This is a genomic window from Luteibacter sp. UNCMF366Tsu5.1 (assembly GCF_900119235.1).
Taxonomy (GTDB): domain Bacteria; phylum Pseudomonadota; class Gammaproteobacteria; order Xanthomonadales; family Rhodanobacteraceae; genus Luteibacter; species Luteibacter flocculans.
This window is the reverse complement of sequence record NZ_FPIS01000002.1, coordinates 62,994-88,593: the sequence shown is the minus strand read 5'-3', so window position 1 is coordinate 88,593 and position 25,600 is coordinate 62,994. Positions and strand designations below refer to the sequence as shown.

23 protein-coding genes are annotated in these 25,600 nt (G+C 65.7%); 14 read left to right on the top strand and 9 right to left on the bottom strand.

From position 1 onward, the window contains the following. Window positions 1-22: 22 nt before the first annotated feature. Genes BT115_RS09595 through dgoD form a run of 7 tightly spaced genes read left to right on the top strand, consistent with a single transcriptional unit; the run spans window position 23 to window position 7,010 of the window. Window positions 23-1,012, top strand: coding sequence for an arabinose ABC transporter substrate-binding protein (locus tag BT115_RS09595; RefSeq protein ID WP_072322404.1), 990 nt, complete (start codon window positions 23-25; stop codon window positions 1,010-1,012). Beyond that, complete coding sequence (gene araG / locus BT115_RS09590) at window positions 1,009-2,541, top strand: L-arabinose ABC transporter ATP-binding protein AraG (RefSeq protein WP_072322403.1); 1,533 nt, start codon at window positions 1,009-1,011, stop codon at window positions 2,539-2,541. Before BT115_RS09595 ends, araG begins: the two co-directional genes overlap by 4 nt. Before the next feature lie 3 nt (window positions 2,542-2,544). After that, complete coding sequence (gene araH / locus BT115_RS09585; protein WP_072322402.1) at window positions 2,545-3,546, top strand: L-arabinose ABC transporter permease AraH; 1,002 nt, start codon at window positions 2,545-2,547, stop codon at window positions 3,544-3,546. After that, window positions 3,546-4,439 carry an SMP-30/gluconolactonase/LRE family protein gene (locus BT115_RS09580; protein WP_072322401.1) on the top strand — a complete coding sequence of 298 codons (894 nt, stop codon included), beginning with the start codon at window positions 3,546-3,548 and terminating at the stop codon, window positions 4,437-4,439. Before araH ends, BT115_RS09580 begins: the two co-directional genes overlap by 1 nt. Continuing rightward, window positions 4,436-5,239, top strand: coding sequence for an SDR family oxidoreductase (locus tag BT115_RS09575; protein WP_072322400.1), 804 nt, complete (start codon window positions 4,436-4,438; stop codon window positions 5,237-5,239). The genes BT115_RS09580 and BT115_RS09575 overlap by 4 nt, the downstream gene beginning before the upstream one ends. Window positions 5,240-5,244: 5 nt before the next feature. After that, window positions 5,245-5,856 carry a 2-dehydro-3-deoxy-6-phosphogalactonate aldolase gene (locus BT115_RS09570; protein WP_072322399.1) on the top strand — a complete coding sequence of 204 codons (612 nt, stop codon included), beginning with the start codon at window positions 5,245-5,247 and terminating at the stop codon, window positions 5,854-5,856. Window positions 5,857-5,858: 2 nt separating this feature from the next. Then, window positions 5,859-7,010, top strand: a complete 1,152-nt coding sequence (gene dgoD / locus BT115_RS09565) for a galactonate dehydratase (RefSeq protein WP_072322398.1) — start codon at window positions 5,859-5,861, stop codon at window positions 7,008-7,010. A 10-nt stretch (window positions 7,011-7,020) separates the two neighbouring features. Here dgoD and BT115_RS09560 read toward each other — a convergent pair whose 3' ends face one another. From BT115_RS09560 to BT115_RS09545, 4 genes are all read right to left on the bottom strand, one after another. Continuing rightward, the gene (locus tag BT115_RS09560; RefSeq protein WP_072322397.1) at window positions 7,021-7,557 is read right to left on the bottom strand and encodes a pseudouridine synthase; all 537 of its coding nucleotides are present in this window, start codon (window positions 7,555-7,557) and stop codon (window positions 7,021-7,023) included. Next, a complete protein-coding gene (locus BT115_RS09555) occupies window positions 7,558-8,412 on the bottom strand; it encodes a class I SAM-dependent methyltransferase (RefSeq protein ID WP_072322396.1) in 855 nt (284 codons plus the stop codon). It lies immediately after the preceding gene. Between the two features lie 291 nt (window positions 8,413-8,703). Further along, a complete protein-coding gene (locus BT115_RS09550; protein WP_072322395.1) occupies window positions 8,704-9,588 on the bottom strand; it encodes an EamA family transporter in 885 nt (294 codons plus the stop codon). A 256-nt stretch (window positions 9,589-9,844) separates the two neighbouring features. After that, window positions 9,845-10,630, bottom strand: coding sequence for an AMP nucleosidase (locus BT115_RS09545; protein ID WP_072322394.1), 786 nt, complete (start codon window positions 10,628-10,630; stop codon window positions 9,845-9,847). 192 nt (window positions 10,631-10,822) lie between these two features. Between BT115_RS09545 and BT115_RS09540 the strand changes: the two genes are divergently transcribed. Both BT115_RS09540 and BT115_RS09535 read left to right on the top strand, forming a co-directional pair. After that, complete coding sequence (locus tag BT115_RS09540) at window positions 10,823-11,767, top strand: DegV family protein (protein ID WP_177257397.1); 945 nt, start codon at window positions 10,823-10,825, stop codon at window positions 11,765-11,767. Between the two features lie 2 nt (window positions 11,768-11,769). Further along, window positions 11,770-12,402 carry a DUF4124 domain-containing protein gene (locus BT115_RS09535; RefSeq protein ID WP_083527400.1) on the top strand — a complete coding sequence of 211 codons (633 nt, stop codon included), beginning with the start codon at window positions 11,770-11,772 and terminating at the stop codon, window positions 12,400-12,402. Between the two features lie 2 nt (window positions 12,403-12,404). On the opposite strand, the gene BT115_RS09530 is transcribed toward BT115_RS09535, so the two are convergent. Further along, window positions 12,405-13,817 carry an Hsp70 family protein gene (locus BT115_RS09530; protein ID WP_072322393.1) on the bottom strand — a complete coding sequence of 471 codons (1,413 nt, stop codon included), beginning with the start codon at window positions 13,815-13,817 and terminating at the stop codon, window positions 12,405-12,407. 77 nt (window positions 13,818-13,894) lie between these two features. Then, complete coding sequence (locus BT115_RS09525; protein ID WP_072322392.1) at window positions 13,895-14,677, bottom strand: SDR family oxidoreductase; 783 nt, start codon at window positions 14,675-14,677, stop codon at window positions 13,895-13,897. A 69-nt stretch (window positions 14,678-14,746) separates the two neighbouring features. On the opposite strand from BT115_RS09525, the gene BT115_RS09520 reads away from it, so the two are divergent. Then, complete coding sequence (locus BT115_RS09520) at window positions 14,747-15,544, top strand: ABC transporter ATP-binding protein (protein WP_255369399.1); 798 nt, start codon at window positions 14,747-14,749, stop codon at window positions 15,542-15,544. A gap of 43 nt (window positions 15,545-15,587) precedes the next feature. Further along, window positions 15,588-15,800 carry a hypothetical protein gene (locus tag BT115_RS09515; protein ID WP_072322390.1) on the top strand — a complete coding sequence of 71 codons (213 nt, stop codon included), beginning with the start codon at window positions 15,588-15,590 and terminating at the stop codon, window positions 15,798-15,800. 13 nt (window positions 15,801-15,813) lie between these two features. Here the strand turns inward: BT115_RS09515 and sppA are convergent, their stop codons facing one another. Together sppA and BT115_RS09505 are read right to left on the bottom strand one after the other, a co-directional pair. Next, window positions 15,814-17,730, bottom strand: a complete 1,917-nt coding sequence (gene sppA, locus BT115_RS09510) for a signal peptide peptidase SppA (protein WP_072322389.1) — start codon at window positions 17,728-17,730, stop codon at window positions 15,814-15,816. 52 nt (window positions 17,731-17,782) lie between these two features. Then, window positions 17,783-19,171, bottom strand: a complete 1,389-nt coding sequence (locus tag BT115_RS09505) for an MATE family efflux transporter (protein ID WP_072322388.1) — start codon at window positions 19,169-19,171, stop codon at window positions 17,783-17,785. A gap of 78 nt (window positions 19,172-19,249) precedes the next feature. Between BT115_RS09505 and BT115_RS09500 the strand changes: the two genes are divergently transcribed. The 3 genes from BT115_RS09500 (at window position 19,250) to tal (ending at window position 24,055) form a co-directional block, all read left to right on the top strand. After that, on the top strand, window positions 19,250-20,416 hold the full coding sequence (locus BT115_RS09500) for a DUF3667 domain-containing protein (protein WP_072322387.1): 1,167 nt from the start codon (window positions 19,250-19,252) through the stop codon (window positions 20,414-20,416). Between the two features lie 389 nt (window positions 20,417-20,805). Further along, window positions 20,806-22,980 carry a primosomal protein N' gene (locus BT115_RS09495; RefSeq protein ID WP_072322386.1) on the top strand — a complete coding sequence of 725 codons (2,175 nt, stop codon included), beginning with the start codon at window positions 20,806-20,808 and terminating at the stop codon, window positions 22,978-22,980. A 121-nt stretch (window positions 22,981-23,101) separates the two neighbouring features. Continuing rightward, entirely contained in the window at window positions 23,102-24,055 is a 954-nt protein-coding gene (gene tal, locus BT115_RS09490; RefSeq protein ID WP_072322385.1) for a transaldolase, read from the top strand. Window positions 24,056-24,105: 50 nt separating this feature from the next. Here tal and BT115_RS09485 read toward each other — a convergent pair whose 3' ends face one another. After that, window positions 24,106-25,527 carry a coniferyl aldehyde dehydrogenase gene (locus BT115_RS09485; protein ID WP_072322384.1) on the bottom strand — a complete coding sequence of 474 codons (1,422 nt, stop codon included), beginning with the start codon at window positions 25,525-25,527 and terminating at the stop codon, window positions 24,106-24,108. Window positions 25,528-25,600 lie beyond the last annotated feature (73 nt).

The following is a 25,600-nucleotide window of genomic DNA, read 5'->3' as shown; positions in this document are numbered from 1 at the left end:
TGAGTCTCACGAGGAGCACCGCATGAAGATGAAGATCGCCCTTGGCCTCAAGGCGCTTGCCCTGGCGCTGGCTCTTTCCGCCTGCTCCTCGGGTTCCAACGAGGATGTGAAGATCGGCTTCGTCGTTAAGCAGCCCGAGGAACCCTGGTTCCAGGACGAATGGAAGTACGCCGAGCAAGCGGCCAAGGAGAAAGGCTTCACTCTGGTGAAGATCGGTGCGCCCGACGGCGGCCAGGTGCTGACCACCATCGACAACCTGAAGGCTCAGCATGCCCAGGGCTTCATCATCTGCACGCCCGACGTGAAGCTTGGTCCTTCGATCGTCGCCAAGGCGAAAGCCGACGGATTGAAACTGATGACGGTGGACGACCGCCTCGTCGATGGCTCCGGCAATCCCATCGAGTCCGTACCGCACATGGGCATCTCCGCCACGAAGATCGGCGAGCAGGTCGGCCAGGCCATCGCCGACGAGATGAAGAAGCGCGGATGGAAGCCGGAAGAAACCGGCGCCCTGCGCATTTCCTACGACCAGTTGCCCACCGCGAAGGAACGCACGGATGGCGCCATTGCTGCGCTGACCGCCTCGGGCTTCCCAAAGGACAACGTCGTCAACGCGCCGCAGGCCAAGACGGATACGGAAAACGCCTTCAACGCCGCCAACATCGCGATCACCCAGAATCCGAAGTACAAGCACTGGGTTGCCTTCGGCCTGAACGACGAAGCCGTGCTCGGCGCGGTGCGCGCGGCGGAAGGTCGCAACTTCCGCGCCGACGACTTGATCGGCGTCGGCATCGGCGGCAGCCAATCGGCGCTCAACGAGTTCGAGAAGGCCCAGCCGACCGGTTTCTTCGGCAGCGTGTTGATCAGCCCGAAGCGCCACGGCTACGAAACCTCAGTGAACATGTACGAGTGGATCAAGAACGGCAAGGCGCCACCCCAGCTCACGCTGACCACGGGCAAGCTCATCACGCGCGACAACGCTGCCGAAGTACGCAAGGAGATGGGGCTTTGACGACGAGCGGCAGCCCGCGCCTCGAGTTCCGCCACATCGGGAAGACGTTTCCCGGTGTGCGCGCACTCGGTGATGTGGGCTTCCAGGTGCGCGCCGGTAGCGTGCACGGCCTGCTCGGCGAGAACGGCGCCGGCAAGTCCACGATGATGAAGATCCTCGGCGGGGAGTACGTGCCCGACGAAGGCGAGGTCGCGATCGACGGACAGGTACAGCATTTTCGCAGCGCCGCCGACGCCATTGCGGCCGGCGTCGCCGTGATCCACCAGGAGCTCCAGTACGTACCGGAACTCTCCGTCATGGAGAATCTCCTCCTCGGCCGCCTGCCGACGCGCTTCGGCTTCGTCGACCGCCGTCGCGCCCTGGCGTGGACGCGCGAGCGCCTGGACGCTCTGGGCGTCGACCTCGATCCCCGCGCGAGGCTCAAGCAACTGTCGATCGGGCAGCGCCAGATGGTGGAGATCGTCAAGGCGATCCTGCGCGATGCCACCATCCTCGCGCTCGACGAACCCACCAGTTCGCTCTCGCACCGGGAAACGGACGTACTGTTCCGCCTCGTTCGCGATCTGCGCGCGCAGGGCAAGGCCATGATCTACATCTCGCATCGCCTCGACGAGATCTTCGAGCTGTGCGATGCCGCCACGATCTTCCGTGACGGGCGCAAGGTGGCGGACTTCGACGCGCTCGAAGGCGTCACACGCGACATGCTCGTGCAACGCATGGTCGGCCGCGAGATCGGCGACATCTTCGGTTACACGCCGCGCACGCAAGGCGACGTGCGGCTCTCGGTGAAAGGCGTGGCAGGGCGCGCCGTACCGTTGCCGGTGAGCTTCGACGTCCGGGCCGGCGAGATCGTCGGCTTCTTTGGCCTGGTGGGTGCCGGTCGCTCCGAGATCATGCGGGTGATCTACGGCGCCGACCGCCGAACGTCAGGCGAGGTGCTCGTGGACGGCAAGCCCATCCGACCCTCGCACGTGCGCGACGCGATTCGCCACGGCCTGGTGTTCTGCCCGGAGGACCGCAAGGAAGAAGGCATCATCGGCGTTCGCTCGGTCTCGGAGAACATCAACATCAGCGCACGGCGCAACCATCTCGTCGCCGGCCTGTTCGTGAACGACCGCAACGAGGCACGCACTGCCGATACGTATATCGATCGCCTGCGCATCCGCACCCCGCATCGTCGCCAGGAAATCCGTCTTCTTTCCGGCGGCAACCAGCAGAAAGCCGTGCTCTCGCGCTGGCTGGCGGAAAAAGACCTGCGTGTGCTGATCGTCGACGAACCGACCCGCGGTATCGACGTCGGCGCGAAGAACGAGATCTACAACGTGCTCTACGAACTCGCTGGGCGCGGCGTCGCCGTGGTGATGATCTCCAGCGAATTACCCGAAGTGCTGGGCGTATCGGACCGCGTCGTCACCATGTGCCGCGGCCGTATCACCGCACAGTTCGACCGCGCCTCGGCGACCGAGGAAAACGTCCTCGCCGCTGCCCTGCCCGAAGGGGCGGGATCTACCGCGATAAGGAACGCCTGACCCATGACCGAGCCCAACGCCGCCGCCATCGTGCCCCAACGCGACACGCGCGAAGAGCGTCGCCGCGCCCTGCTCTGGCAGATCGTCGACGACTACAGCCTGATCGGCATCTTCGTGGTGCTGTTCGTCGTGCTCAGCGCGACGGTGCGCTATTTCTTCTCCTGGGATAACGTCGTCGGCCTTGCACTGTCGGTCTCGCAGATCGGCATGGTGGCATGCACCATGATGTTCTGCCTCGCCTCGCGCGACTTCGACCTTTCGGTCGGATCGACCGTGGCCTTCGCTGGCGTGCTCTGCGCGATCGTCTCCAACGCGACAGGCAGCGTGGCGATAGGCATCGCCGTGAGTCTCGCCGCCGGCGCGCTGGTGGGCTTCGTCAATGGCGCCGTGATCGCGAAGCTGAAGATCAATGCGCTCATCACGACGCTGGCGACCATGGAAATCGTTCGCGGCCTCGCCTTCATCGCGTCGCACGGGCAAGCCGTCGGCGTGACCAACGAGTCCTTCTTCGCGCTCGGCAGCGCCGAATTCATCGGGCTGCCCGTGCCGGTATGGGTCACCCTGGCCTGCTTCGTGGTCTTCGGCGTGCTGCTCAACAAGACCGCCTATGGGCGCAACACGCTCGCCATTGGCGGTAACCCCGATGCCGCACGCCTGGCCGGCGTCGCCGTAGACCGCGTCCGCATCGCCATTTTCCTGATCCAGGGCCTCATCGCCGCGCTGGCGGGCGTCATCCTCGCCTCGCGCATCACCAGCGGCCAGCCCAATGCCGGGGAAGGCTTCGAACTCAACGTCATTTCAGCCTGTGTGCTCGGCGGCGTGTCGTTGATGGGCGGCCGTGCGAGCATCAGCGGCGTGCTCGTTGGCGTCCTCATCATGGGGACCGTGCAAAATGCCATGAGCCTCATGAACATCGATACTTTCTACCAGTACCTCGTCCGCGGCGGCATCCTGCTCGTCGCCGTGCTCGTGGATCAGCTCAAGAACCGCAGGCAATCACGCTGATGACCGACGCCTTCAAACCAATATCCGCCCACCGCCAGGCCCATGCCGAAGGCGTGATCTGGGACGACCACCTGCAACTCGTACGCTGGACCGACATTGCCGCCTCGCGGCTCTATGCATACGACCCCACCACGGGCCACATCACCGAGACGGCGATGCCGGCGCGCCTGTGCTGTTTTACACTCACCAGCGAACCGGGTGTGCTCCTGCTGGCGCTGGAAAAGCAGCTCGCCCGCTACGACACCCGCGACGGCAACCTCACCGTGCTCGAGGACATCGAGCCCGACCTTGTCGGCATGCGCGCCAACGACGGCCGCTGCGACCGTGCCGGCCACTTCATCTTCGGTACGCTCAACGAGCGCGGCCCGGAAAAGACCGCCTCGTTCTGGCGCTACAGCGCCGATGGCAAGCTCACCCGCCTCGCGCTGCCCAAGGCCGCGATCACCAACAGCATCTGCTTCAGCCCCGATGGCGGCACGATGTACTTCACCGACTCGCCCACCGCGCAGATCATGGCCTGCGACTACGATGCCACGAGCGGCGAGATCGATCGCATCCGCGTGTTCGCGGAACTGGAAGCGGGGCATGAGCCTGACGGCTCCACTGTGGACGCCGATGGGTTTCTCTGGAATGCCCAGTGGGGCGCCTCGCGCGTGGTGCGCTATGCGCCCGACGGTCGCGCGGATGCCGTGATCGATCTCCCCGCACGCCAGCCAAGCTGCGTCAGCTTCGCCGGCAGCGCGCTCGACCGCATGGTCATCACCTCGGCGCACAAGGGTCTCGACGCCGCCGTGCATACGCGCGAGCCGGACAACGGCGCGATCTTCATCGGCACGCCGCCACGCGGTCGCGGCCTGCCGGAGGCACGTTACGGCCAGGGGCCACGCGCATGAGCCACCGCCCCGATCCGCGCATCACGCCGCTGCCGCGCCTTGCGGGCAAGGTCGCCATCGTCACTGGCGCCACGCAGGGCATCGGCGCCGCGACCGCGCGCCTGTTTGCCATGCACGGCGCGAAGGTCGTCCTCAACGTGCTGGAAGACAATGCGCAGGCCCGCGAGACGCTAGCGAGCCTCGACACCCAGGACGCCATGCTGTTCGAGGCCGACGTCACCCACCCCGACGCCGTGACACGCATGGTGGCTGCCGCAACGGAGCGCTTCGGCGCACCCGACGTGCTGGTGAACAACGCCGGCATCAACGTCTTCAACGATCCCCTGTCGCTGAGCGACGACGAATGGACGCGCTGCTTCGAGGTGGACCTGAAAGGCGCCTGGAACTGCGCGAAGGCGGTGCTGCCCGGCATGCTCGAACTGGGACACGGCAGCATCGTCAACATCGCTTCGGTCCACGGTCACAAGATCATTCCGCACTGCTTCCCGTACCCGGTCGCCAAGCACGGGCTGATCGGCCTGACCAAGGCGCTGGGCATCGAGTACGCCGCGCGGGGCATACGCGTGAATTCGATTTCGCCGGGGCTGGTGCTGACGGCCATCGCCGAAGCAGGTTTCGCCGCCGCGCCCGATCCCGAGGCGGAGCGTCGCCGGCAGGAGGCGATCCTTCCGAACAAGCGCATCGGCGAGCCGGAGGAAATCGCTTATACCGCGCTGTTCCTCGCCTCCGACGAAGCACGCTACATCAACGCTGCCGACATTCGCATCGACGGTGGCCGTTCCCAGCTCTATCACGAGTGACGCCCATGGCCTGGCCTACCGCTCTTCCGCTCATCGCCATCCTGCGCGGCATCACGCCCGACGAGGTCGTCGCCCACGTCGCGGTGCTGCTCGCGGCGGGCTTCGACGCCATCGAGATACCGCTCAATTCGCCGGACTGGCAACGCAGCATTCCTCTGGCTCTGGATGCCGCGGACGATCGTGCGCTGGTCGGTGCCGGCACCGTGCTCACGCCGGACGCCGTGGATGCCGTGGCCGACCTCGGTGGCCATCTGCTGGTCACGCCGAACACCGATCCCGCGGTGATCCGGCGCGGGCGCGAACGCGACATGTACACGTCCATCGGGTTCAGCACGCCCAGCGAGGCGTTCGCCGCCCTCGCAGCGGGCGCGCAGTCGTTGAAGCTCTTTCCCGCAGCGCAATGGGGGCCCGGCTACGTCAAGGCAATCCGCGCGGTACTGCCGCCGGACATCCCCTTGCTGGCCGTGGGCGGCGTCACGCCCGAAAACATCGGACAGTTCCTCGATGCCGGTTGCATCGGTGCGGGCCTCGGCAGCGATCTGTACAAAGCAGGCCAGCCCGTCTCGCGCACACGCGAACGTGCGCAAGCCTTCGTCAAAGCCTATCGCGCGGTATAAGCATGAAGATCACCCGCATCACTACCTACCGCGTGCCGCCACGCTGGATGTTCCTCAAGATGGAAACCGACGACGGCGTCGTCGGCTGGGGCGAACCCGTCGTGGAAGGTCGCGCACGCACGGTGGAAGCGGCGGTGCATGAACTCTCCGAGTTCGTCATCGGCAAGGACCCCTCGCGCATCAACGATCTCTGGCAGGCGATGTATCGCGGTGGGTTCTATCGCGGCGGCGCGGTGTTCATGAGCGCCATCGCGGGGATCGACCAGGCCCTGTGGGACATCAAGGGCAAGGTACTCGGCGCGCCGGTCTTCGAACTGCTGGGCGGCCGCGTGCGCGACCGCATGAAAACCTATTGCTGGGTGGGCGGCGATCGACCGGCTGACATCATCGCGCAGATTCGCGAACGCATGGCGCACGGCTTCGACACGTTCAAGATGAACGGGTGCGAGGAAATGGGCATGATCGGTTCGAGCAAGGCCGTGGATGCTGCCGTCGCGCGAGTGGCGGAAATCCGCGAAGCCTTCGGCAACACGATCGAGTTCGGTCTCGACTTCCATGGCCGCGTGTCCGCGCCGATGGCAAAGGTTCTGGTGAAGGAACTGGAGCCGTTCCGCCCGCTCTTCATCGAAGAACCCGTGCTGGCCGAACAAGCCGAATACTATCCGCGCATCGCGGCACAGACCGCGATTCCGATCGCGGCGGGCGAGCGCATGTACTCGCGCTTCGAGTTCAAGCACGTACTGGAACGCGGCGGCATCGCCATTCTCCAACCCGATCTCTCGCATGCCGGTGGCATTACCGAATGCGTCAAGATCGCGGCCATGGCCGAGGCGTACGACGTGGCGCTTGCGCCGCACTGCCCATTGGGTCCGATTGCCCTGGCGGCGTGCCTGCACGTGGACTTCGTGAGTTGGAATGCCACGTTGCAGGAACAGAGCATGGGCATCCACTACAACCGCGGCGGCGAAGTGCTCGACTACGTGCGCAACGCCGAGGCCTTGGCGCTCGACGAAGGTGGTTATGCGCGCCCGTTTACGGGCCCCGGTCTCGGCATCGACGTCAACGAGGAACTGATCGTGGAGCGCAGCCGGGAAGCCCCCGACTGGCGCAATCCGCTGTGGCGCCACCCGGACGGCTCGGTAGCCGAGTGGTAAGGGCGTCGCGCTAGGGATCGATGACGCGCAGTTCGCCGGGTTTGAGGCCGTCCAGACGATAAGCCCCCACGGCTTCGCGAATCAGGCGCAGCGTGGGCAGTCCCACGGCCGCCGTCATGCGGCGCACCTGGCGATTGCGGCCTTCGCGCAGCACGATACGCAGCCAGGCATCGGGCACCGTCTTGCGAAAGCGCACGGGCGGATCGCGGGGCCATAGCCAGTCCGGCGCATCGATCGCTTCGGCGCCGGCCGGCAGCGTCGGTCCGTCGTTCAACGTCACGCCATGGCGCAGGCGATCGAGCGCGCCTTCAGTCGGCACGCCTTCGACCTGCACCAGATACGTCTTCGGTTGCTTGTGCCTCGGATCGGCCAGCCGGTGTTGCAGCCGTCCGTCGTCGGTCAGGAGCAGCAAGCCTTCGCTGTCCTGGTCCAGCCTTCCTGCGGCATACACGCCCTTCTGCGGCACGAAGTCGGCCAGCGTGCGCCGGCCGGCTTCGCCTGTGAACTGGCAGAGCACCCCGAAGGGCTTGTTGAGCGCCAGCAGCACTTACTTCGAGGTAGCGGGCTTCACGAAGCGCAGCGTCATCCGGTCGGACTCGCCGATCGCCTGATATTTCGCCTTGTCCTTGTCGCCGAGTTCATACGTAGGCGGCAGCGTCCACACGCCCTTCGGATGCTGGTGGTCGTCCTTCGGATTCGCATTGATCTCGCTCTGCCCATCCAGCTTGAAGCCGGCGTCGGTGGCGAGCTTGATCACGTAGTCGGTCGGCAGATAGCCGGAATTGACGACCTCGTCGAGCTTCTTGCCCGCATCGGCACGGTGATCCTCGACACCCAGCACGCCGCCGGGCTTGAGCACCGCATAGAACGCCTTGAACATCGCTTCCGCACTGCCGTCGGCAGCCCAGTTGTGCACGTTGCGGAAGGTCAGCACCATGTCCGCCGAACCGGGCGCGCCCAGCACTGGCGCCTTGTGGTTGAATTCCAGCAAGGTGGCCTTGCCGTACTGCGCCGGCGCGAACGAGAACTTCTTGCGCAGCGCATCGGTGCTCTTCGAGCCGGCTTCGACCGCGCCAATGTAGTGGCCGTTGTCGTGCAGGAACGGCGCGAGGATTTCCGTGAACCAGCCGCCCGACGGCCAGATCTCGATCACGGTCATGTCCGGACGAATGCCGAAGAACGTCAGCATCTCGCGGGGATGGCGATACACGTCGCGCGCCTTGTTCTGCGGCGAGCGCCAACTGCCGGCGATGGCCTGGTCCAGTTGCGCCGCGCTCACCTGCCCGGCGCTGGCGGGCGGGGTGGCATTGGCCGGCTGGTCGTTCTGGAAGGCCTGAACCCCGAAGGACGCGGCAAGGGCGATTCCGTTGGCGATGAGGAACCTCTTCGTGAACTTCGTCATGTCGGCACCGCAGGCAGGGATGGAGGCGGGAAGGCTAGCACGACGACACCGGGCGGCAAGATAGGGTTGATCGCGGAACTCCGGGGCGCAAGCCATCAGACACCGAGCCCCGGAGCGGCTCTCCTATCGCAAGGAACGACATAAGTCTTCGCGACGAGGGGGGGGGCTGCCTCCCGAAGCGGCACAGGCGCCGATGCGAGGCCGAAAGGCGAGCCAAACCGACGAAGCGAGCCGTCAACAGCAACCACGAAATCGAGCCGTCATCTTCCCCGGTAATGCGTGAAGAACTTTCTAGGTCGTAGCGTGGCGCGTCTGCCGAAGACGCGGCCCGAGCACGAAGATCGCGACGCCGACGAGCATCACAACCACGCCCACCCACACCATCGGCGCGAAGGTCTCGTGGTAGACGAGGTACGAGGTCACGACGCCGGACACCGGAACGATCAGCGACAGCGGCGCCACCGACGAGGCCGGATACTTCTTCATCAGGTTGTTCCAGACCATATAACCGAACACCGTGGTGACATAGGCCTGGAACAGCACGGAAACGCTTGCGCGCAACGTGAGTCCCGTGAGCAGTCCGTTGAAGGGTGCATTGCCATATTTCAGCCAAGTGAGAAGAAACAACACCGGCGCGGAAAACACGCTGGACCAAACGATGAACGCGATCATGTCCGCAGGCTTGTAACGCTTCACGATGAGGTTGCATGCGCTCCAACTCAGCGCGGCCAGCAGGACCAGCGCCACACCGACGAGCGTTGTGTGTCCGTCCGTAAACGCAATCACCAGCAACAGGCCCGCCGCCGCAACGACCATCCCCACGATCGGAATGCGCCCTATGCGTTCGCGCAGGATCACGGCGCTCAGGATCAACGTAAAGAACGCGCTGAACTGCAACACGAGCGACGACAGGCCCGGCGACAACCCGAGCGCCATCGCGAGGTTCACAACCCACCACAGGCCCACGCCGAACAGCAGCCCGTAGGCCGCCAGCACCGCAAGCGACACATCGCTCGGTCGACGCAGAAAGATGATCATCGGAAACGCCGTGAAGGTGAAACGCAGGCCGGTCAAAAGAAAAGAATCGAGATCGCGCAGGCCTGCTTCGATGACGGAGAAGTTGCTTCCCCAGATCACCGTGACAAGGATGCCGAGCAGCAGATCGGCAGACTTCATGTGGTACCCCCTTTCGTGACGTCACGAATCACGTCGTGCCCCGGACATCTCTGCGACCTCGTGCGTCAACAGCATGGTGCCCCCCTTTCTTGGATAAAAAGAGAGGGACGGTAGCGGCGGCGAGGTCGAACGCTGGCAGGCGGCCACGTTCGCGTCGCAGGGGTAGCACGCACTCTATGGAACAAAACTCAAAATGCGCAGCGCCGCGAGAAACGGTGGCGTTCGTCACTGTTTCCCGCGGCTTCGCGAGCAGCGCTTATTCGCCGTCGTCTTCGAAACGCAGGTGCTTCACGCTGCGACCGTGGCGGCGTACGAGTTTCAGCGCTTCCACACCGACCTTGATGTGTCGATCGACGTAGTTTGCGGTGACGGACGCGTCGCTGGTCTCGGTCTTCACGCCTTCGGGGATCATCGGCTGGTCGGAGACCAGCAGCAGCGCGCCGCAGGGAATGTGGTTGGCGAAGCCGGCGGCGAAGATCGTCGCGGTTTCCATGTCGATCGCCATGCAGCGGGTGCGGCGGAGATAGTCCTTGAACCCGTCGTCGTGCTCCCAGACACGGCGGTTGGTCGTGTACACCGTGCCGGTCCAGTAGTCGTGGCCGAGATCGCGGATCATCGTGGAGACCGCGCGCTGGAGCTGGAACGCCGGCAGGGCGGGAACCTCGGGCAGCAGGTAGTCGTTGGACGTACCTTCGCCACGGATCGCGGCAATCGGCAGCACCAGGTCGCCGATGGCGTTCTTCCGCTTCAGGCCACCGCACTTGCCGAGGAACAGCACGGCCTGGGGTTCGATGGCGCTGAGCAGGTCCATGACCGTGGCAGCGTTGGGGCTGCCCATGCCGAAGTTGATGAGGGTGATGCCGTCGGCCGTGGCATTGGGCATGGGCCGGTCGCGGCCGCGGACCTCCACGCCATGGTCCTGGGCGAAACGTTCCACGTAATGCCCGAAGTTGGTCAGCAGGATATGCCGACCGAAGCCCTCCAGCGGCGTGCCCGTATAGCGGGGCAGCCAGTTGGAGACGATGTCGTTCTTGGTTTTCATGTCGAATCCGGATGCGCGTGCGCCGGCGGCGTTCGCCCTTGCATGCCGACGGCGCGGTTACCGGCGACGCCACGCCGGCGGAGTGCCAAATTCATTCATGCAAGTGTAGCATCCGGCCCAGCGGGGCGAGCTGGAGCGCAAAGGGCGATCCGGGCGCCACGGGGCCGTATGGCCTTCGACGGGGGTGGACCGATGCGAATCGGTGTGGCGATCGACGCGGCCTGTGACGTGCCGCATGAGTTCGTGATCAGGAACGGCATCGCCGTCATGCCGATCGCGGTCAAGGTGGATCAGCAGCGTTTCAAGGACGACCGCGATCCGGTGGAAATCCAGCGATTCCGCGATCAGAAGCTGGGCAGCCGCAGTCATTCCGCCGAGACGGAAGCCAGCTCCGTCGAGGATGTGCAGACCTTGTTCCTGGAACGCATGGTCAAGGACTTCGACTGCGTCGTATGCCTGACCATCATGGCCACGCGCAGCCCGATCCACGACAACGTCATCAAGGCGAGCTTCGCCATCCTGAAGAATTACCGGCCCATCCGCGAAGCGGCGGGGATCGCTGGCCCCTTCCTCATGCGCGTGGTCGACACACGCAACATCTTTGCCGGCTCGGCGCCGACGATCGCCGAAACGGTGCGCATGATCCAGGCGGGAAAGTCGCCCGCCGAAGTGCGCGAACGGGCGGCTCAGGTGGCCGACTGTTCCTACGGCTACATGCTGCCGCGCGATCTGAATTACCTGCGCTCGCGTGCCCGCAGCAAGGGCGATCGCAGCGTGAGCTTCCTGAGTTCCATGCTCGGCACGGCGCTGGACATCAAGCCGATTCTCCGCGCGCACCGCGGCGAAACCGGCCCGGTGGGCAAGGTGCGCGGCTTCGAACAAGGGGCGTTGACCCTGTTCGAATATGCAACCAAGCGCGTCCAGGCCGGCCTGCTGGTGCCTTCGCTGTCGCTCAGCTACGGCGGCGACCTGGATGAAATGCGCAACCTGCCGGGCTATAACGCGCTCGTGCGAACCTGCGAGGACGCGGGCGTGACGGTGCTCGAATCGCCGATGGGCATCACGGGCATGGTCAACGTCGGCGAGGGCGCCATGACGCTCGGCCTCGCTTGCGAGGACCACGTGGCGGAGTTCTGATCGTGCGCTGTCTCGTGATGACACTGGCGCTATGCGTTGCGAGTGGCACCACGACGGCCACCACGGTCTACAAGTGCCAGGCGGGCGGCCAGACCATCTACCAGCAGGCGCCCTGCGCGAAGAACCAGCGCCAGGAGACGATCGCCCTGCCCGACTCCGTGCCCGCCGATGGACAGGTGGCTCCGATGCCCGAGGCACCGGCACGCACCGACGCATCGGATGCGACGCCCCCACCCGCGGCGACGGTTCCACCGCCCCGGCTGTTCGGCTGCATACGTGCGACCGACGGCAAGCCGTACACGAGCGAGAACGGGCAACCGGCGCCGTACCAGGCGCCGTTCGGCGTGCTCGGCGCCGTGAGCCAGCCCCTGTCCGATGCGTACGGTCGCGGCGCCGCCGTTGCTTCCGCGCCGGAATTGAACCGCGGCAATGGGATGGCGGCCGCCGTGGCGACGCGCAACTACGTATGGGTGCAGGACCAGTGCCGCCCGCTCTCGCCCGCCGAAGCGTGCCAGGTGCTGCGCGAGGATGCGGAGGCCAACCAGCGACAGATCCGCAACGCGTTCAAGAGCGAGCGCGGACCGCTGGACGTGAAGGATGCCCAGCTCCAAGCGCAACTGAAGGGCTGCGGCTAGCGTTACGCCGATGCGGGCTCGGTACTCCCCTCGACAGCCGCCACCGCCAGACCGGAGACGACGCCGAGCGACGGATCGCCTTCGACCAGCGGGATATCGGGAAAACTTTCGCGCACGGCGGCCTTGACTACCGGCGAACGCGATGTGCCGCCGGTGAGGAACACGCTGCCGGGAACGCCCGGCCACTCCGCACGCACTTCGGCGAGCAGGCGCTGCATGCGCTCGACGAACGGCTCGACCGCCGCATCGAGGTCGCTGCGTGCCACGCTTACGCCGAGGCCCGGCTCGAGAAAGCCGAGGTCCGCGGCCGTCTCCGCGTCGCTGCTCAGGGCGATCTTGCTGCGTTCGGCGGTCTGGTTGAGCCGGGTGGTGGCGCCAGGCTGTTGCAGCGCGCGCAGGCGCGATTGCCAGGGTTCGTCCACGAAGCGGTAATCCTGCCGACGGAACTCGCGCTGCTTCGGCAGGTTGTGCACGCTGGCCGCTTCCACGTAGTGGTGCACCGGCACCCGCGTGAGGTTGTTACCGAGCTGCGGCATGAAGCTGTGCATGCTGAGGTTCACATCGAGGTCGGTACCGCCCTTGGCGAGGCCCCAGGTGCGGACGATGCGCGGCAGCTCGTCGCCACCCAGTTCGGCAAAGGCGACGTCGGTGGTACCGCCGCCGATGTCCACGATGAGCGCCGTCTGCCGCGTAGCGAGGCGCTTGTGATAATGCATGGCGGCCGCGGCGGGTTCTTCGAGAAACGTTACGGCATCGAAGCCCGCAACGGCCGCGGCTTCGCGGATGATCTCCACGGCCTGCTCGGAGCCCCTATCCCCCATCGAACTACGGAAATGCACGGGACGCCCGATCACGGCCGTGCGCACCGGTCCGCCAAGCTGGCGGCTCGCCGCGAGGCGGATGTGTTCGAGGATATGCGTGGCGATGTGCACGATCACCTTGCGCACCTGCGGGTCGAGCCGATAACCCAGCATCGACTTCGGCGATTCAATCAGATTGCCATCGCCATATTCGAGGTAGGCCTGCACGGCGTCGTCGCCGAACAGGGCGTGCTGAAAGCTCTCGACCGTGGCGGTGGGCGATTCCGCCGCACGGCGTTCCATCCACTGGCGACGCACGGTGCGCAACGCATCGCGATGCAGATCGGCATCGCTGCGCTCGGTATACGAACGCCCCTGCTGCCGCGCCTCGGTGGCGAACTGGCGTTGCTGTGCACGCGCGTCGCGCACGTGGGCCTCGACCTGCGCGTCGAGTTCGGGCGTGAGACGGAAATCGCTCGGATCCGGCACCACTTCGGGAAAGAAGACGGCGGTGCGGAACTGCTTGGCGTCGCCGAAGTGAACGAGCGTCAGCTCGCCATCCACATACGTTGCGGCGGCGGAATAGCTCGTACCGAAGTCGATACCGATGTTCATGAGGTCACTCGAAAAGCTGCGGATGCGCCCACCGCTCGCGACGAGCCGGCGCTGGGGAACCGCGTATCTTAATGGCTTTAGAAGCCGTAGCGCAGGAAACCGCCATCCACGGCGATGATCTCGCCGGTAATGTAGCTGGAAGCGGGAAGGCACAGGAAGGCCACTGCAGAGGCCACTTCCTCCGGTTCGCCGATGCGCCCCATCGGCGTGCGATCGAGCACTTCCTCCAGGTATTCCACGTCCGCCAATGCCGGTTCGCTGCGCTGGGTGCGGATGTACCAGGGCGCAACGGCGTTCACACGGATACCGTCTTCGGCCCACTCGCAGGCGAGATTGCGCGTCATCTGGTGCAGCGCGGCCTTGGTCATGCCATACGGCGAACCGGTACGCACATGCGTGATGCCCGATACCGAGCCGACGTTCACGATGGCGGCGTGCGCGTGCTGCACGAGATGCGGATACGCGGCACGGCTCATCTCGAACGCGGAAAACACGTTGAGTTCGAACAGAGCGCGGTATTCGTCGTCCTCGTAATCCAATGTCGCCTTCGGCGTATTGCCGCCGACGTTGTTGACGAGCATGGAGAGGTTCATGCCGAGGTCGGCCACCCAGTCGAACACCGCGAGGCGGTCCTCGTGGTCGGCAAGGTCGGCCGCCATACCCAGCACTTCCACATCGGGGCATTCGTCGGCGAGTTCGTCGCGCACTTCCTGCAACACCAGTTCGTCACGGGCCACGAGCAGGACGTCGGCGCCGAGGGCGGCCAGTTCCCGGGCGCAGGCATAGCCGATGCCCTTGCTCGCGCCGGTGACAAGGGCGGTACGCCCGTCGAGGCGCCAGTTGGTGAGTCGTGGATGCATGTCGGGTCTCCCGTGCGATGCCGGGCATCGTACAAGGGAACGGCTGATGTGCGCGGTATGCTCCGAGGCATGGATACCTCTCCGCTGCTTTCGATCGACCGCGCGACCGTGCTTCGCGATGGTCGCCCCCTGCTCGATGCGCTCACGCTCGACATCGCTCCCGGCCAGCACACGGCGATTCTCGGACCGAACGGTTCGGGCAAGTCCACGCTGGTGAAGCTCATCGAGCGACGCATCTATCCGCTCGTCCACGACGATGGCTCGCCGGTGGTGCGCGTCTTCGGCCGCGATCGGTGGAACGTGGCCGAACTGCGCTCGTTGCTTGGCGTCGTGTCCTCGGACCTGCGCCGTGAGTTCGAAACCAGCAGCGAGAGCGCGCTGAACACGGTGCTTTCCGGCTTCTTCGCATCGATGACGCTGGGCCTGGACCACGTCGTGAACGACGCCATGCGCGAGCGGGCCGTGGAGGCACTGGATCGCGTGGGCGCCTTGCACCTGGCTGACCGAGATGTATCCACGCTATCGACCGGCGAAGCCCGCCGGGTATTGATCGCACGTGCGCTGGTCCATCGGCCGCGGGCCCTGCTGCTGGACGAACCGTGTGCCGGCTTGGACCCCGGCACGCGCAGGCGCTTCCTCGACCTGTTGCGCGATCTTGCGCGGAGTGGAACGACGCTGCTGCTCGTCACCCATCACGTGGAAGAGATCGTGCCGGAGATCGAGCACGTCGTGATGCTGCGCGATGGGCGCCTCCATGCCCAGGGGGGCAAGGAGCAACTCCTCGACGGAAACGCCCTCTCCACCCTGTTCGACTGGCACATGGACGTGGAACGGCATGGGGAATTCTACGGAACGCGTTTGCGCTGACCTCGCGGGCGCGCGAGACTCGTCCCGACCCAGGAGGACCGCCATGTCCCGTTATCTCCCGCTCCTTGCTCTGGCGACCGCTTGCGCGGCCTGTTCGAAGCCACCTCAACCGCACGAGCCGCCCGCGCCTCAGGCGCGGGTCGAAACCCCGTGGGACTCGATGGAAGCGCAGAAAAAGAAGGCGCAGGACGTGCAAAAGGTCGTGGACGACCAGGCCAAGGCGCAAGCCAAGGCCATCGAGGCGCAAGCCAACTAAGTCCGCGCGAACCTCAGTGCGGCGAGCAGAAGCAGTAGGCGTAGACGTGCGGCTTGCCGGCCTCGGCGTTGCGGAACAGCGACCACTCCGGCGCCAGCTTCGGCAATTCGGCCACCCATGACGGCAGGCGCAGGCCCCAGGACATCGCCACGCGCGCTTCGCTGCTGTCGCCGACGCTGGTCAGGAAACGCTCGAATGCACCCATGGGCTTCTCGGCGTAGCGCACGTTGAAGTCCTTGCCCATGCCGGCCTCCGTCGCCGCGTCGCGGATGGCGTCGTCGAGGCTGCCCATGCGATCGACCAGGCCGCGCTCCATCGCCTGCTGGCCGGTCCACACGCGACCCTGCGCGATGGCGTCGATGGCGGCGTAGTCCTTGCCGCGCGCCTTCGCCACATTGCCGACGAAATCGCGGTAACCCTTGTCGATAATGCTCTGGATCAGCACGCCGACGTTGGGATCGAGCGGGCGGGTCATGTCGAACGCGCCGGCAAGCGAGCCCGTCGAAACGCCGTCGCTCTTCACGCCGATCTTGGCGAGCGTATCCGGCACGGTGAAGAACATGCCGAAGATACCGATGGAGCCGGTGATCGTGTTCGGCTCGGCATAGATCCGATTCGCATTCATCGAGATCCAGTACCCGCCGCTCGCGGCGACGTCACCCATCGATACCACCACGGGGATGCCAGCCTCGCGCGTCAGTTCGACCTCGCGACGGATCTGCTCGGCCGCATACACCTCGCCGCCCGGCGAATTCACGCGCAGCACCAGCGCACGGGTGCGACGGTCCTTGCGCACGCTGCGGATAAGCGCTGCCGTCGACTCGCCGCCGATGGTGCCCTGCGCCTGCTTGCCGCCTGTGATCTCGCCCTCGGCCACGACTACGGTCACGCCCGGACCCGTCTGTAGCATGTCGGCCTGCGAGAGACCGCGGTCGGCGAGATAGCCGGCCAGATCGATCTGGCGGAACGACTGGTCCTTCTTGCCCGCCGGCACGCCTTCCTTGCGCAGCATCTGCACGAACTGCTGCTCGGTGGCGATGCCATCGGCCAGTTTCTCTTCCACCGCGAGCTGGGCGAGGCTGCCCTTGGCGTCGCGCACGCGTTCGGCCAACTCGTCGACGTCGGCGCGCAACGCGGCAGGGTCGATGCCACGCATGCGTGCGACTTCGTCGATCCACGTGGTCCACAGGCCGCCGAGCCAGAATGCATCGGCTTCCTTCGATTCGGGCGACGCATGATCCAGAATGAATGGCTCTGCCGCGCTCTTGAACTGACCGACGCGGAACAGATGTACCTGCACACCGAGACGGTCGAGCAGATCCTTGTAGAAAAGACGGTAGTTCGCGAGGCCCGTAGCCATCACGCCACCCTGCGGATCGATGTAGACCTTGTCCGCGTGTGCGGCGAGGTAGTACTGGCCCTGCTCAAGGCTGTTGGCCCAGACCAGCACCGGCTTGCCTGCCTTGCGGAAGCGATCGAGCGCCGCGCCAACCTCGCGCAGCGCGGCGAAGCCGCCGGGCTGCAGGCGGTCCGGACGCAGCACGATGCGCGTGATGCGCTGATCCTTGGCGGCGCTGTCGATCGCCCGGACCAGATCGCGCACCTGCACCTGCTTCACGCCGTCGCCCGACATGCGGCCAATGGCCCGCGAGAGCGGATCGGCGCTGTACTGCTCCACCAGCGAGCCTTCGGGTGCCAGCACCAGCACGGTGCCCTCGTCCACCAAATTGGCCCGGCTACCGAGGAACACCACCAGCAGGATCGCTGCGAGCAGACCGAAGAAGATCGTGTTGACGATCACCAGTCGCGTGATGTTGATGCCGCGGCCCAGGCCGCGCAGGAAACGTCCAAAGCCGCCTCGCCGGGGCGGCGGTACCGGTTGGGGGCGGCTCGGCAGGGGCGGTGGCACGGCGTCGTAGCGGTCCGACATCTAAGCGGTTCCTCGAAGGTCGCGCGCAGCGTAGCGCGTCGGCCCGTTGGTATCACGTGTGGAATGGCAGGGGCGCCGCGGTCTCCGGATCGTTGCGCCAATTGCCTTTGGCGCTACTGCGCCAAAATCTTGCGAACAGCAGGATCGCGGCCATGCTCAGGCCCGCGATCAAGCCCATCCACATGCCGCGCGCGCCGAGGTCGCGATGGAAGGCGAGCCACCAGCCGACCGGCATGCCCACGCCCCAATAGGCGAACAGGGTGATACCCATCGGCACACGGGTGTCCTTGAGGCCGCGCAACGCGCCGTTGGAGGCGACCTGGATGCCGTCGGAGAACTGGAAGAAGCCAGCCAGGATCATGAGCTGCGATGCGGTCGCGATCACCGCCGCATCGTTCGTGTAGAGACGCGCAATGGCTTCCGGAAAGAGCAGCATCACGCCGGAGGACACGAACTGGGTCACCAGCACGAGCGTGATGCCGGACATGCCGGCGTAACGCACGCCAGCGACGTCACGCCGACCGGCCGCGTTGCCGACGCGCACCGTGATCGCCATCGACAGCCCCAGCGGAATCATGAAAGCGACCGAGGCCACGTTGAGCGCGACGTGGTGGCTGGCCGTCACGGTTTCGCCCAACCGCCCGATCAACAGCGCCACCGCCACGAAGAGCCCGGCCTCCATCAGCAGCGTGACCGCCATCGGCACGCCGATATGCAGGAGCTGGCCGATCTGCTTCGTGTTCGGCACCGCCATGCGCTGGCGCAGGTGGAGGTCGCGGTAGTTGCGGTGCTTCAGCACGTAGATCGCAAAACCCAGCATTTCCAGCCACAGTACGATCGCCGTGGCGATGCCGCTGCCCCGCGCGCCAAGCACGGGAAGACCCAGCTTGCCGTACATCAACACGTAACCCAGCGGCGCCAGCACGAGCAGGCCACCGAAGCTGAAATACATCGACGGGCGCGGCATCGACAGCCCCTCGGACAAACCGCGCAGCGCGAAATAGGTGGTGAGGGCAGGCGCGGCGAAGCAGATCGCGTGGAGGAAGGCCTCAACGTCCGGGCGCATGGAGGGCGCGACGCCGAAAATCGCCATCAACGGCGAGGCGTGCCAGACCGCGATGCCCAGCAGCAGGCCGAGCCCCCAAGCGATATAGAGGGCCTGGTGGAACACCGGGCCCACCTCGCTGCGCCGACCGGCACCGTCGAGCTGAGCCACCGTAGGCGGCACTGCCATCATCGTGCCGATGCCCGTTACGATCGCCAGCACCCAGATGCTCGCGCCGGTGACGACAGCCGCCTGCGTGTGCGCGCCCTGGTGGCCGGCGAGCACGGCATCGACCACGTTGGTGCCGATGGCGGAGAGTTGAGCGACGATCATCGGCAGGGCCAACCGCAAGGTGGCGCCGATCTCTCGCCGCGCGCGGGCGCGGTCGATGGACATGGAAGGATCGCGGTAAGGGGCCGCCCATTGTAGCGGTTGCCGTGCCATCATCCGCAGCCGAAAGGGGAGGAACAACGGATGAACGAGCTGAAGCCTTCGCCCGTCCTGCTGTGCGCGAACTGCAGCGCGGAGCTACAGGGCGAGTTCTGTCACCGCTGCGGCCAGTCGATCAAGAGCGTGATACGCCCGATCTCGCACATGCTGGAAGACGCGGGCGATCTGTTCTTCCACCTGGACGAGCGGATCGTCCATACGCTCCCGCCGCTGTACACGAAGCCCGGTTTCCTCACGCTGGAATACTTCTCGGGCCGCCGCGTGCGCTACATCGCGCCCTTCCGGCTGATGTTCGTGTTCTGCCTGCTGGCATTCTTCTTCGTGCACCTAGCCTTCAGCGAGGTGCGCTTCGGCGAAGGTGTCACGGACGGCAAGCCGGCAGCCGACGACGTGGCCGCCTTCCAGGCGGCGAAGACGCCCGATGAAGTGCTCAAGCTCTACAACGGACAGATCGACGACCTTGACGAAGCCATGGCCAACCCGGCCCTGCCGGCTCCCGCTCGCGCGGGGCTGGGTGTGGCCAAGGACGTGGTGCTCGAAGCCGCCAATCGCCGACTGACCGAACTGAAGGCACCCCCCATCGCCCCGCCGGCCGGGCAGCCTTCGATGCCGTTGACGGAGCATCGCAATCAAAACTGGGTGCACCAGCCCACCGTGGTCGACATCGCCTGGCTACCGGACTTCGTGACGCGCCGGCTTGCTACCGGCATCGCCCATTTCAAGTCGAATATCGTGCAGCTGCAGGCGGGCGGCGAACAGAAAACCGAGGTCCTGCATCGGATGGGTGAAGGCTTCTTCTCGGTGCTCCCGCAGACCCTGCTGGTGATGATCCCGGTCTTCGCGCTGATCCTGAAACTGTTCTACGTGTTCCGCCGCCGGCTCTACATGGAACACATCATCGTGGCGCTGCACAGCCACGCGTTCCTGTTCATTTCCCTGCTCGGCCTGATGATCCTCGGCTTCGCCAAGGAGGCGATCCAGCCCCATGCGGCGATCGCGGCCAAGCTGATCGGCCTGGTCCAGTTCGTCATGTGGGCCTGGATGCCCATCTACCTGCTGCTGATGCAGAAACGGGTCTATCGGCAGGGCTGGCCGATGACGCTGCTGAAGTACTGGCTGATAGGCAGCGTCTATTTCTGGCTCGTGATCTTCGCCGTGGGCTTTGCCTTTCTCATCGGTGCAGCGCACTAGGACTTTCTCCTAAGCGCCAGAGGGTTGTGCACAGGCCGCGAGGGGCCTTCGCGTTTGTCAAGTCTTCATGGACAGTCAGTGAACGGCCCGGTCGAGCAAACGGACAACCCTTTGATTTATAGATACATTTCAGCTTGGTTAAAATGTACCCAAGCTAACCGGAACGGCTCAACCATGCGCCCTGGATGCCTCCCATCCGAGGCTCATCCACAGAGTTATCCACAGGACTTGTGGATAACACGGAAAGCGGTCGCCCAGCAGGCACTTAGCTCGTATTCCTCTTTCGAGGGATCTCATTCGCGGGCAAGCCCATGTGCCGGTGACCAATCATTGACCAGCAAAATCGGCATACCCCATGAAACAGGCTCTGCGATAATCCGTCCGAGCTCATGACCGCCGTCCTACGCGTCGCCCTTCCCGTACCGCTGCCCACGCTGTTCGACTACCTGCCCCCGGAGGCAGGTGACGTCCAGGCGGGATCCCGCGTGCGCGTGCCGTTCGGCCGGGGTGAAATGGTTGGCGTGGTGGTGGATCCCGCGGCCGAGGCGGCGGTGGGCACGAAGCGTCTGAAGCGGGTCGTCGAGGTACTGGACCCTTACCCGTTGCTGGACGCCGAACTGCTCGCGACCCTGGCCTGGGCTGCCGACTACTGGGCCGGCGCTCCGGGCGAGGCGGTGGCCAATGCCTTGCCGCTCGCCTTGCGCGAGCCGCGGCCGCTGCCCGCTACGGGCCGCGAGGTCTGGGGTTTGACCGAAACAGGCCGCGAGGCGCACGACGGCAAGCGCCGCAAGGGCGCATCAGCCACCCTTCTGGAAGCTCTCGCCCATGGACCGCGCAGCGCCGAGGACCTCGGCCTCGCCCTGCCCGACTGGCGCGCCGCGTCGCGGCGGCTGCTGGAAGCCGGCCTGCTCGAAAAGAGCATGGTCGAAGAGGCATCCATGCCCGCCATGCCCGCGCCAGGCCCGGCCCTGAGCGACGAACAAGCGGCCGCCGTGGCGGCGATCGGCGAAGGCTTCGGCGGTTTCCAGCCCTACCTGCTGGATGGCGTCACCGGCAGCGGCAAGACCGAGGTCTATCTCGCCCTGATCGAGCGGGCGCTGGCGGAGGGCAAGCAGACCCTGCTGCTGGTGCCGGAGATCGGGCTGGCGCCGCAGACCGTGCGCCGCCTGCGCGAGCGGCTTGGCGTGGCGGTGGAAGTGTTGCATTCGAATCTTGCAGAGGGCGAGCGCGCCCGCGCCTGGCTGCGCGCCCGCAACGGCAGCGCGCGCGTGATTCTCGGCACGCGTTCCGCCGTGTTCACCCCATTGCCGGAGGCCGGCCTGATCGTCGTGGACGAAGAGCACGACCCGTCCTACAAACAGCAGGAAGGTTTCCGGTACCACGCACGCGACCTCGCCGTGGTGCGCGCTCGTGCGTTGGGCGTGCCGGTGGTCCTGGGCTCGGCCACGCCGTCGCTCGAAACCCTGGGCAACGTCGAAGCCGGGCGCTATCGCCGGCTGGTGCTGCGCGCACGACCGAGCGCGTCGCAGCCCACGCGCGTGCAGATCGTGGACATGCGTGCGCAGCGGCTGGACCATGGTCTGTCGCCGACGCTGGTCCACGCCGTGGCGGCCTGCGTAGCGCGCGGCGAGCAGGCGCTCGTGTTTCGCAATCGACGGGGCTACGCGCCCGTCCTGCTGTGCCACGACTGCGGCTGGCACGCCGACTGCCCACGCTGCGACCGGCCGTTGACACTGCATGCCGGACGGCGGCGCCTGATCTGCCACCACTGCGATTACACGACGGCGGTACCCGCGGCCTGCCCCAGCTGCGGCTCGGCCAATCTCAGCCCACAGGGCCAGGGCACGGAGCGCCTCGAAGAGGCCTTGGCGGAACGCTTTCCCGAGATACCGGTGGTGCGCATCGACCGCGAAACCACGCGGCGGCGCGACGCTTTCGGCGACATGCTCGACGGCCTGCGCGAGGACAAGCCGGCGATCCTGGTCGGCACACAGATGCTCGCCAAGGGTCACGACCTGCCCAACCTCACCCTCGTCGCCATCGTCGGTGTGGACGAAGGGCTGCACAGCATCGATTTCCGCTCGGGCGAGCGCCTGGCTCAACTGGTCGTGCAGGTCGCCGGCCGCGCCGGCCGCGCGAGCAAGCCCGGCAGCGTGCTTCTGCAGACCCATCATCCCGACCACCCGATGCTGCACGCCTTGTTGCGCGGCGGGTACGCGGCGGTAGCGGCCGGGCTGCTCGATGAACGGCGATTGCTCGACCTGCCACCCTACGCGCATCAGGTGCTTCTGCGCGCCGATGCCCTGGGCCGCGCCGAGGTGGACGTTTTCCTCGCCGAGGCACACGCCTTGATCGGTGAGCCGAAGGAACTGCGCGTCGCCGGGCCGATGCCGGCGCCCATGCCGCTGCGCGCCGGCCGGCATCGCGGCCAGCTCCTGGTCGAGGCGAGCACGCGCGCGCGCCTGCACAACTTCCTGCGACCGTGGCAGCAAGCGCTCGCCGGCCTTCCGGCGGCACGCAAGGTCCGCTGGTCGCTGGACGTCGATCCCATCGACCTGTACTGACCCAGGGGCACTCAGCCGCTCACGGGAGGTGGATGTCCGCTGACCGATACTTACGGATGCCTACATTTGTCGGGCGATAGGCGCGACAATAGATCCCTTATCAGGTAACGGAACCCCCAACGTGACCAGCCAACTCGAACAGCTCCGCAAGATCACCACCGTCGTGGCCGATACCGGCGACATCTCGGCCATCGAGAAGTACAAGCCGCAGGACGCCACCACCAATCCGTCGCTTCTGCTCAAGGCCGCCGGTATCCCGAACTACGCGGGCTACATCGACGAGGCCGTGCAGTGGGCCAAGTCCCAGGGCGGCGACCGTGATCGCCAGCTCACGGACGCCAGCGACCGCCTCGCCGTCCTGATCGGCCGCGAGATCCTCAAGCTCGTGCCGGGCCGCGTGTCCACCGAAGTGGATGCCCGCCTGTCGTTCGACGAGACCGCCTCCATCGAGAAGGCCAAGCGCCTGATCGGCATGTACGAAGAGATCGGCATCGATCGCAAGCGCGTGCTGATCAAGCTCGCTTCGACCTGGGAAGGCATCCGCGCTGCAGAAAAGCTGCAGAAGGAAGGCATCGACTGCAACCTCACCCTGCTCTTCAGCTTCGAGCAGGCCGTGGCGTGCGCCGAAGCCGGCGTGTTCCTCATCTCGCCGTTCGTGGGCCGCATCTTCGACTGGTACGTCGCCAATACCGACAAGAAGACCTACGCCCCCGAGGAAGATCCGGGCGTGCAGTCGGTCCGCCGCATCTATGACTGGTACAAGCTGCACGACTTCAAGACGGTCGTCATGGGCGCCAGCTTCCGCAACATCGGCCAGATCCAGGCACTCGCCGGCTGCGACCGCCTCACGATCGCGCCTGAGTTGCTGAAGGAACTGGACGAAACGAACGACGCCCTGCCGGTCGCGCTGAAGGACATGGGTCGCCGCGAAGCGGCCACCGAGAAGCTCACCGAGGCCAAGTTCCGCTGGGGCCACAACGAGAACGCGATGGCCACCGACAAGCTGGCCGAAGGCATCCGCAAGTTCGCCGTGGACCAGCGCAAGCTCGAAGAGCTGCTCGGCGCCAAGCTGTAAGAGACACCACCACGCGAAGAGGGTCGAGCGTTACCTCTTCGCGTGGCGCGTCAGCGCCGGATTTTCAGAGCCAGCAGGCGCTTTATCGCCGCCCCGTACGGTGGCCGCAGCAACGCCGTGATATCGAAGCGCGATTGCCGATAGACGGCACGTGCATGACTGAATGTCCGGAAGCCGTCTACTCCGTGATATGCCCCCATGCCTGACGGACCTATGCCACCGAAAGGCAGATCGTCCATCGTCAGATGCACGATCGTGTCGTTGAGCGTGATGCCACCTGCCACGACACGCGAAAGTACGCGCTCGCTTTCGGCGCGGTCGTCGCCGAAGTAGTAGAGGCTCAGCGGACGCGGATGGGCGTTGACGTACGCAATGGCGTCATCGATCGCGTCATACGGAACGATCGGCAGAATCGGCCCGAAGATTTCTTCTTGCATGACCGCCATGCCGTCGTTCACCCCGGTCAGCACGGTAGGTACAAGCTGCCGCTCGTCCGCCCTGCCGTTTTGAACATGCAGCGGATGGCGTACGGCGCCCTTGGCTTCGGCGTCGTCGAGATAACCGCACAGGCGATCGAAGTGCCTGGCGTTGACGATCGCCGCATAGTCGGCGTTGCCATCGAAGGTGGGGAACATCGCGACCGTGGCATTCTTCAATGCGCCGATCAAGGCGTCCACCTTGCTTCGCTCTACGAGCACGTAGTCCGGCGCGACGCAGACCTGGCCTGCGTTGAGCGCTTTGCCGAACATCAGTCGTCGTGCGGCGAGGTCCAGATCGGCGTCGCGACCGACGATGGCCGGCGACTTGCCGCCCAGTTCGAGCGTGACCGGTACAAGATTCTCTGCTGCCGCACGAAGGATGTGTCGCGCAACCGATGTCGCGCCGGTAAAGATCAGATGATCGAACGGCAGCGCCGCAAAGGCTGCGCCCACGTCGGCGTCGCCAGTGAAAACGGCGACCTCGGTCTCATCGAACGCACCTGCAATGAGCCGCTGCATGAGTGCAGACGAGCGCGGCGTGAATTCGGAAGGCTTGATCATCGCCCGGTTTCCCGCAGCGAGAATCCCGGCCAACGGTGCGAAGGTGAGATTGAACGGGAAATTCCACGGCGAGATCAGCCCGACGACGCCCTTGGGCTGGTAGTCGATCCAGGCGCGTGCGCCAAGCCACGCCAGGGCACGCGGCGATACCTTGCGCGGTTCGCGACGCATCCACTGCCGCACGTGACGGCGCGCATGCTTCAGCGGCTCGATCGACGCCGCCACGTCGGTGACCATGGACGCGACGATCGGCCGATGACCGAAGTCCTCGCGCAACGCGTCGGCGATGTCGGCGGCATGGTCGACCAGCAAGCCGATGGCGCGGTCGAGACGATCGATGCGCAACGCGGCCGAGGGCGAGCCGTCGTTGAGCTGGGCGAGTTTCTGGCGGTCGAGGATGTCGCGCATGGCGCCACTATAGCGTCGCGGCATGTGCGGTGCCCCGACCCGTGCCGATAACGGTCACACCCGCATCGCAGCGCCCTACGGCCGCCGCAAGCGGTGG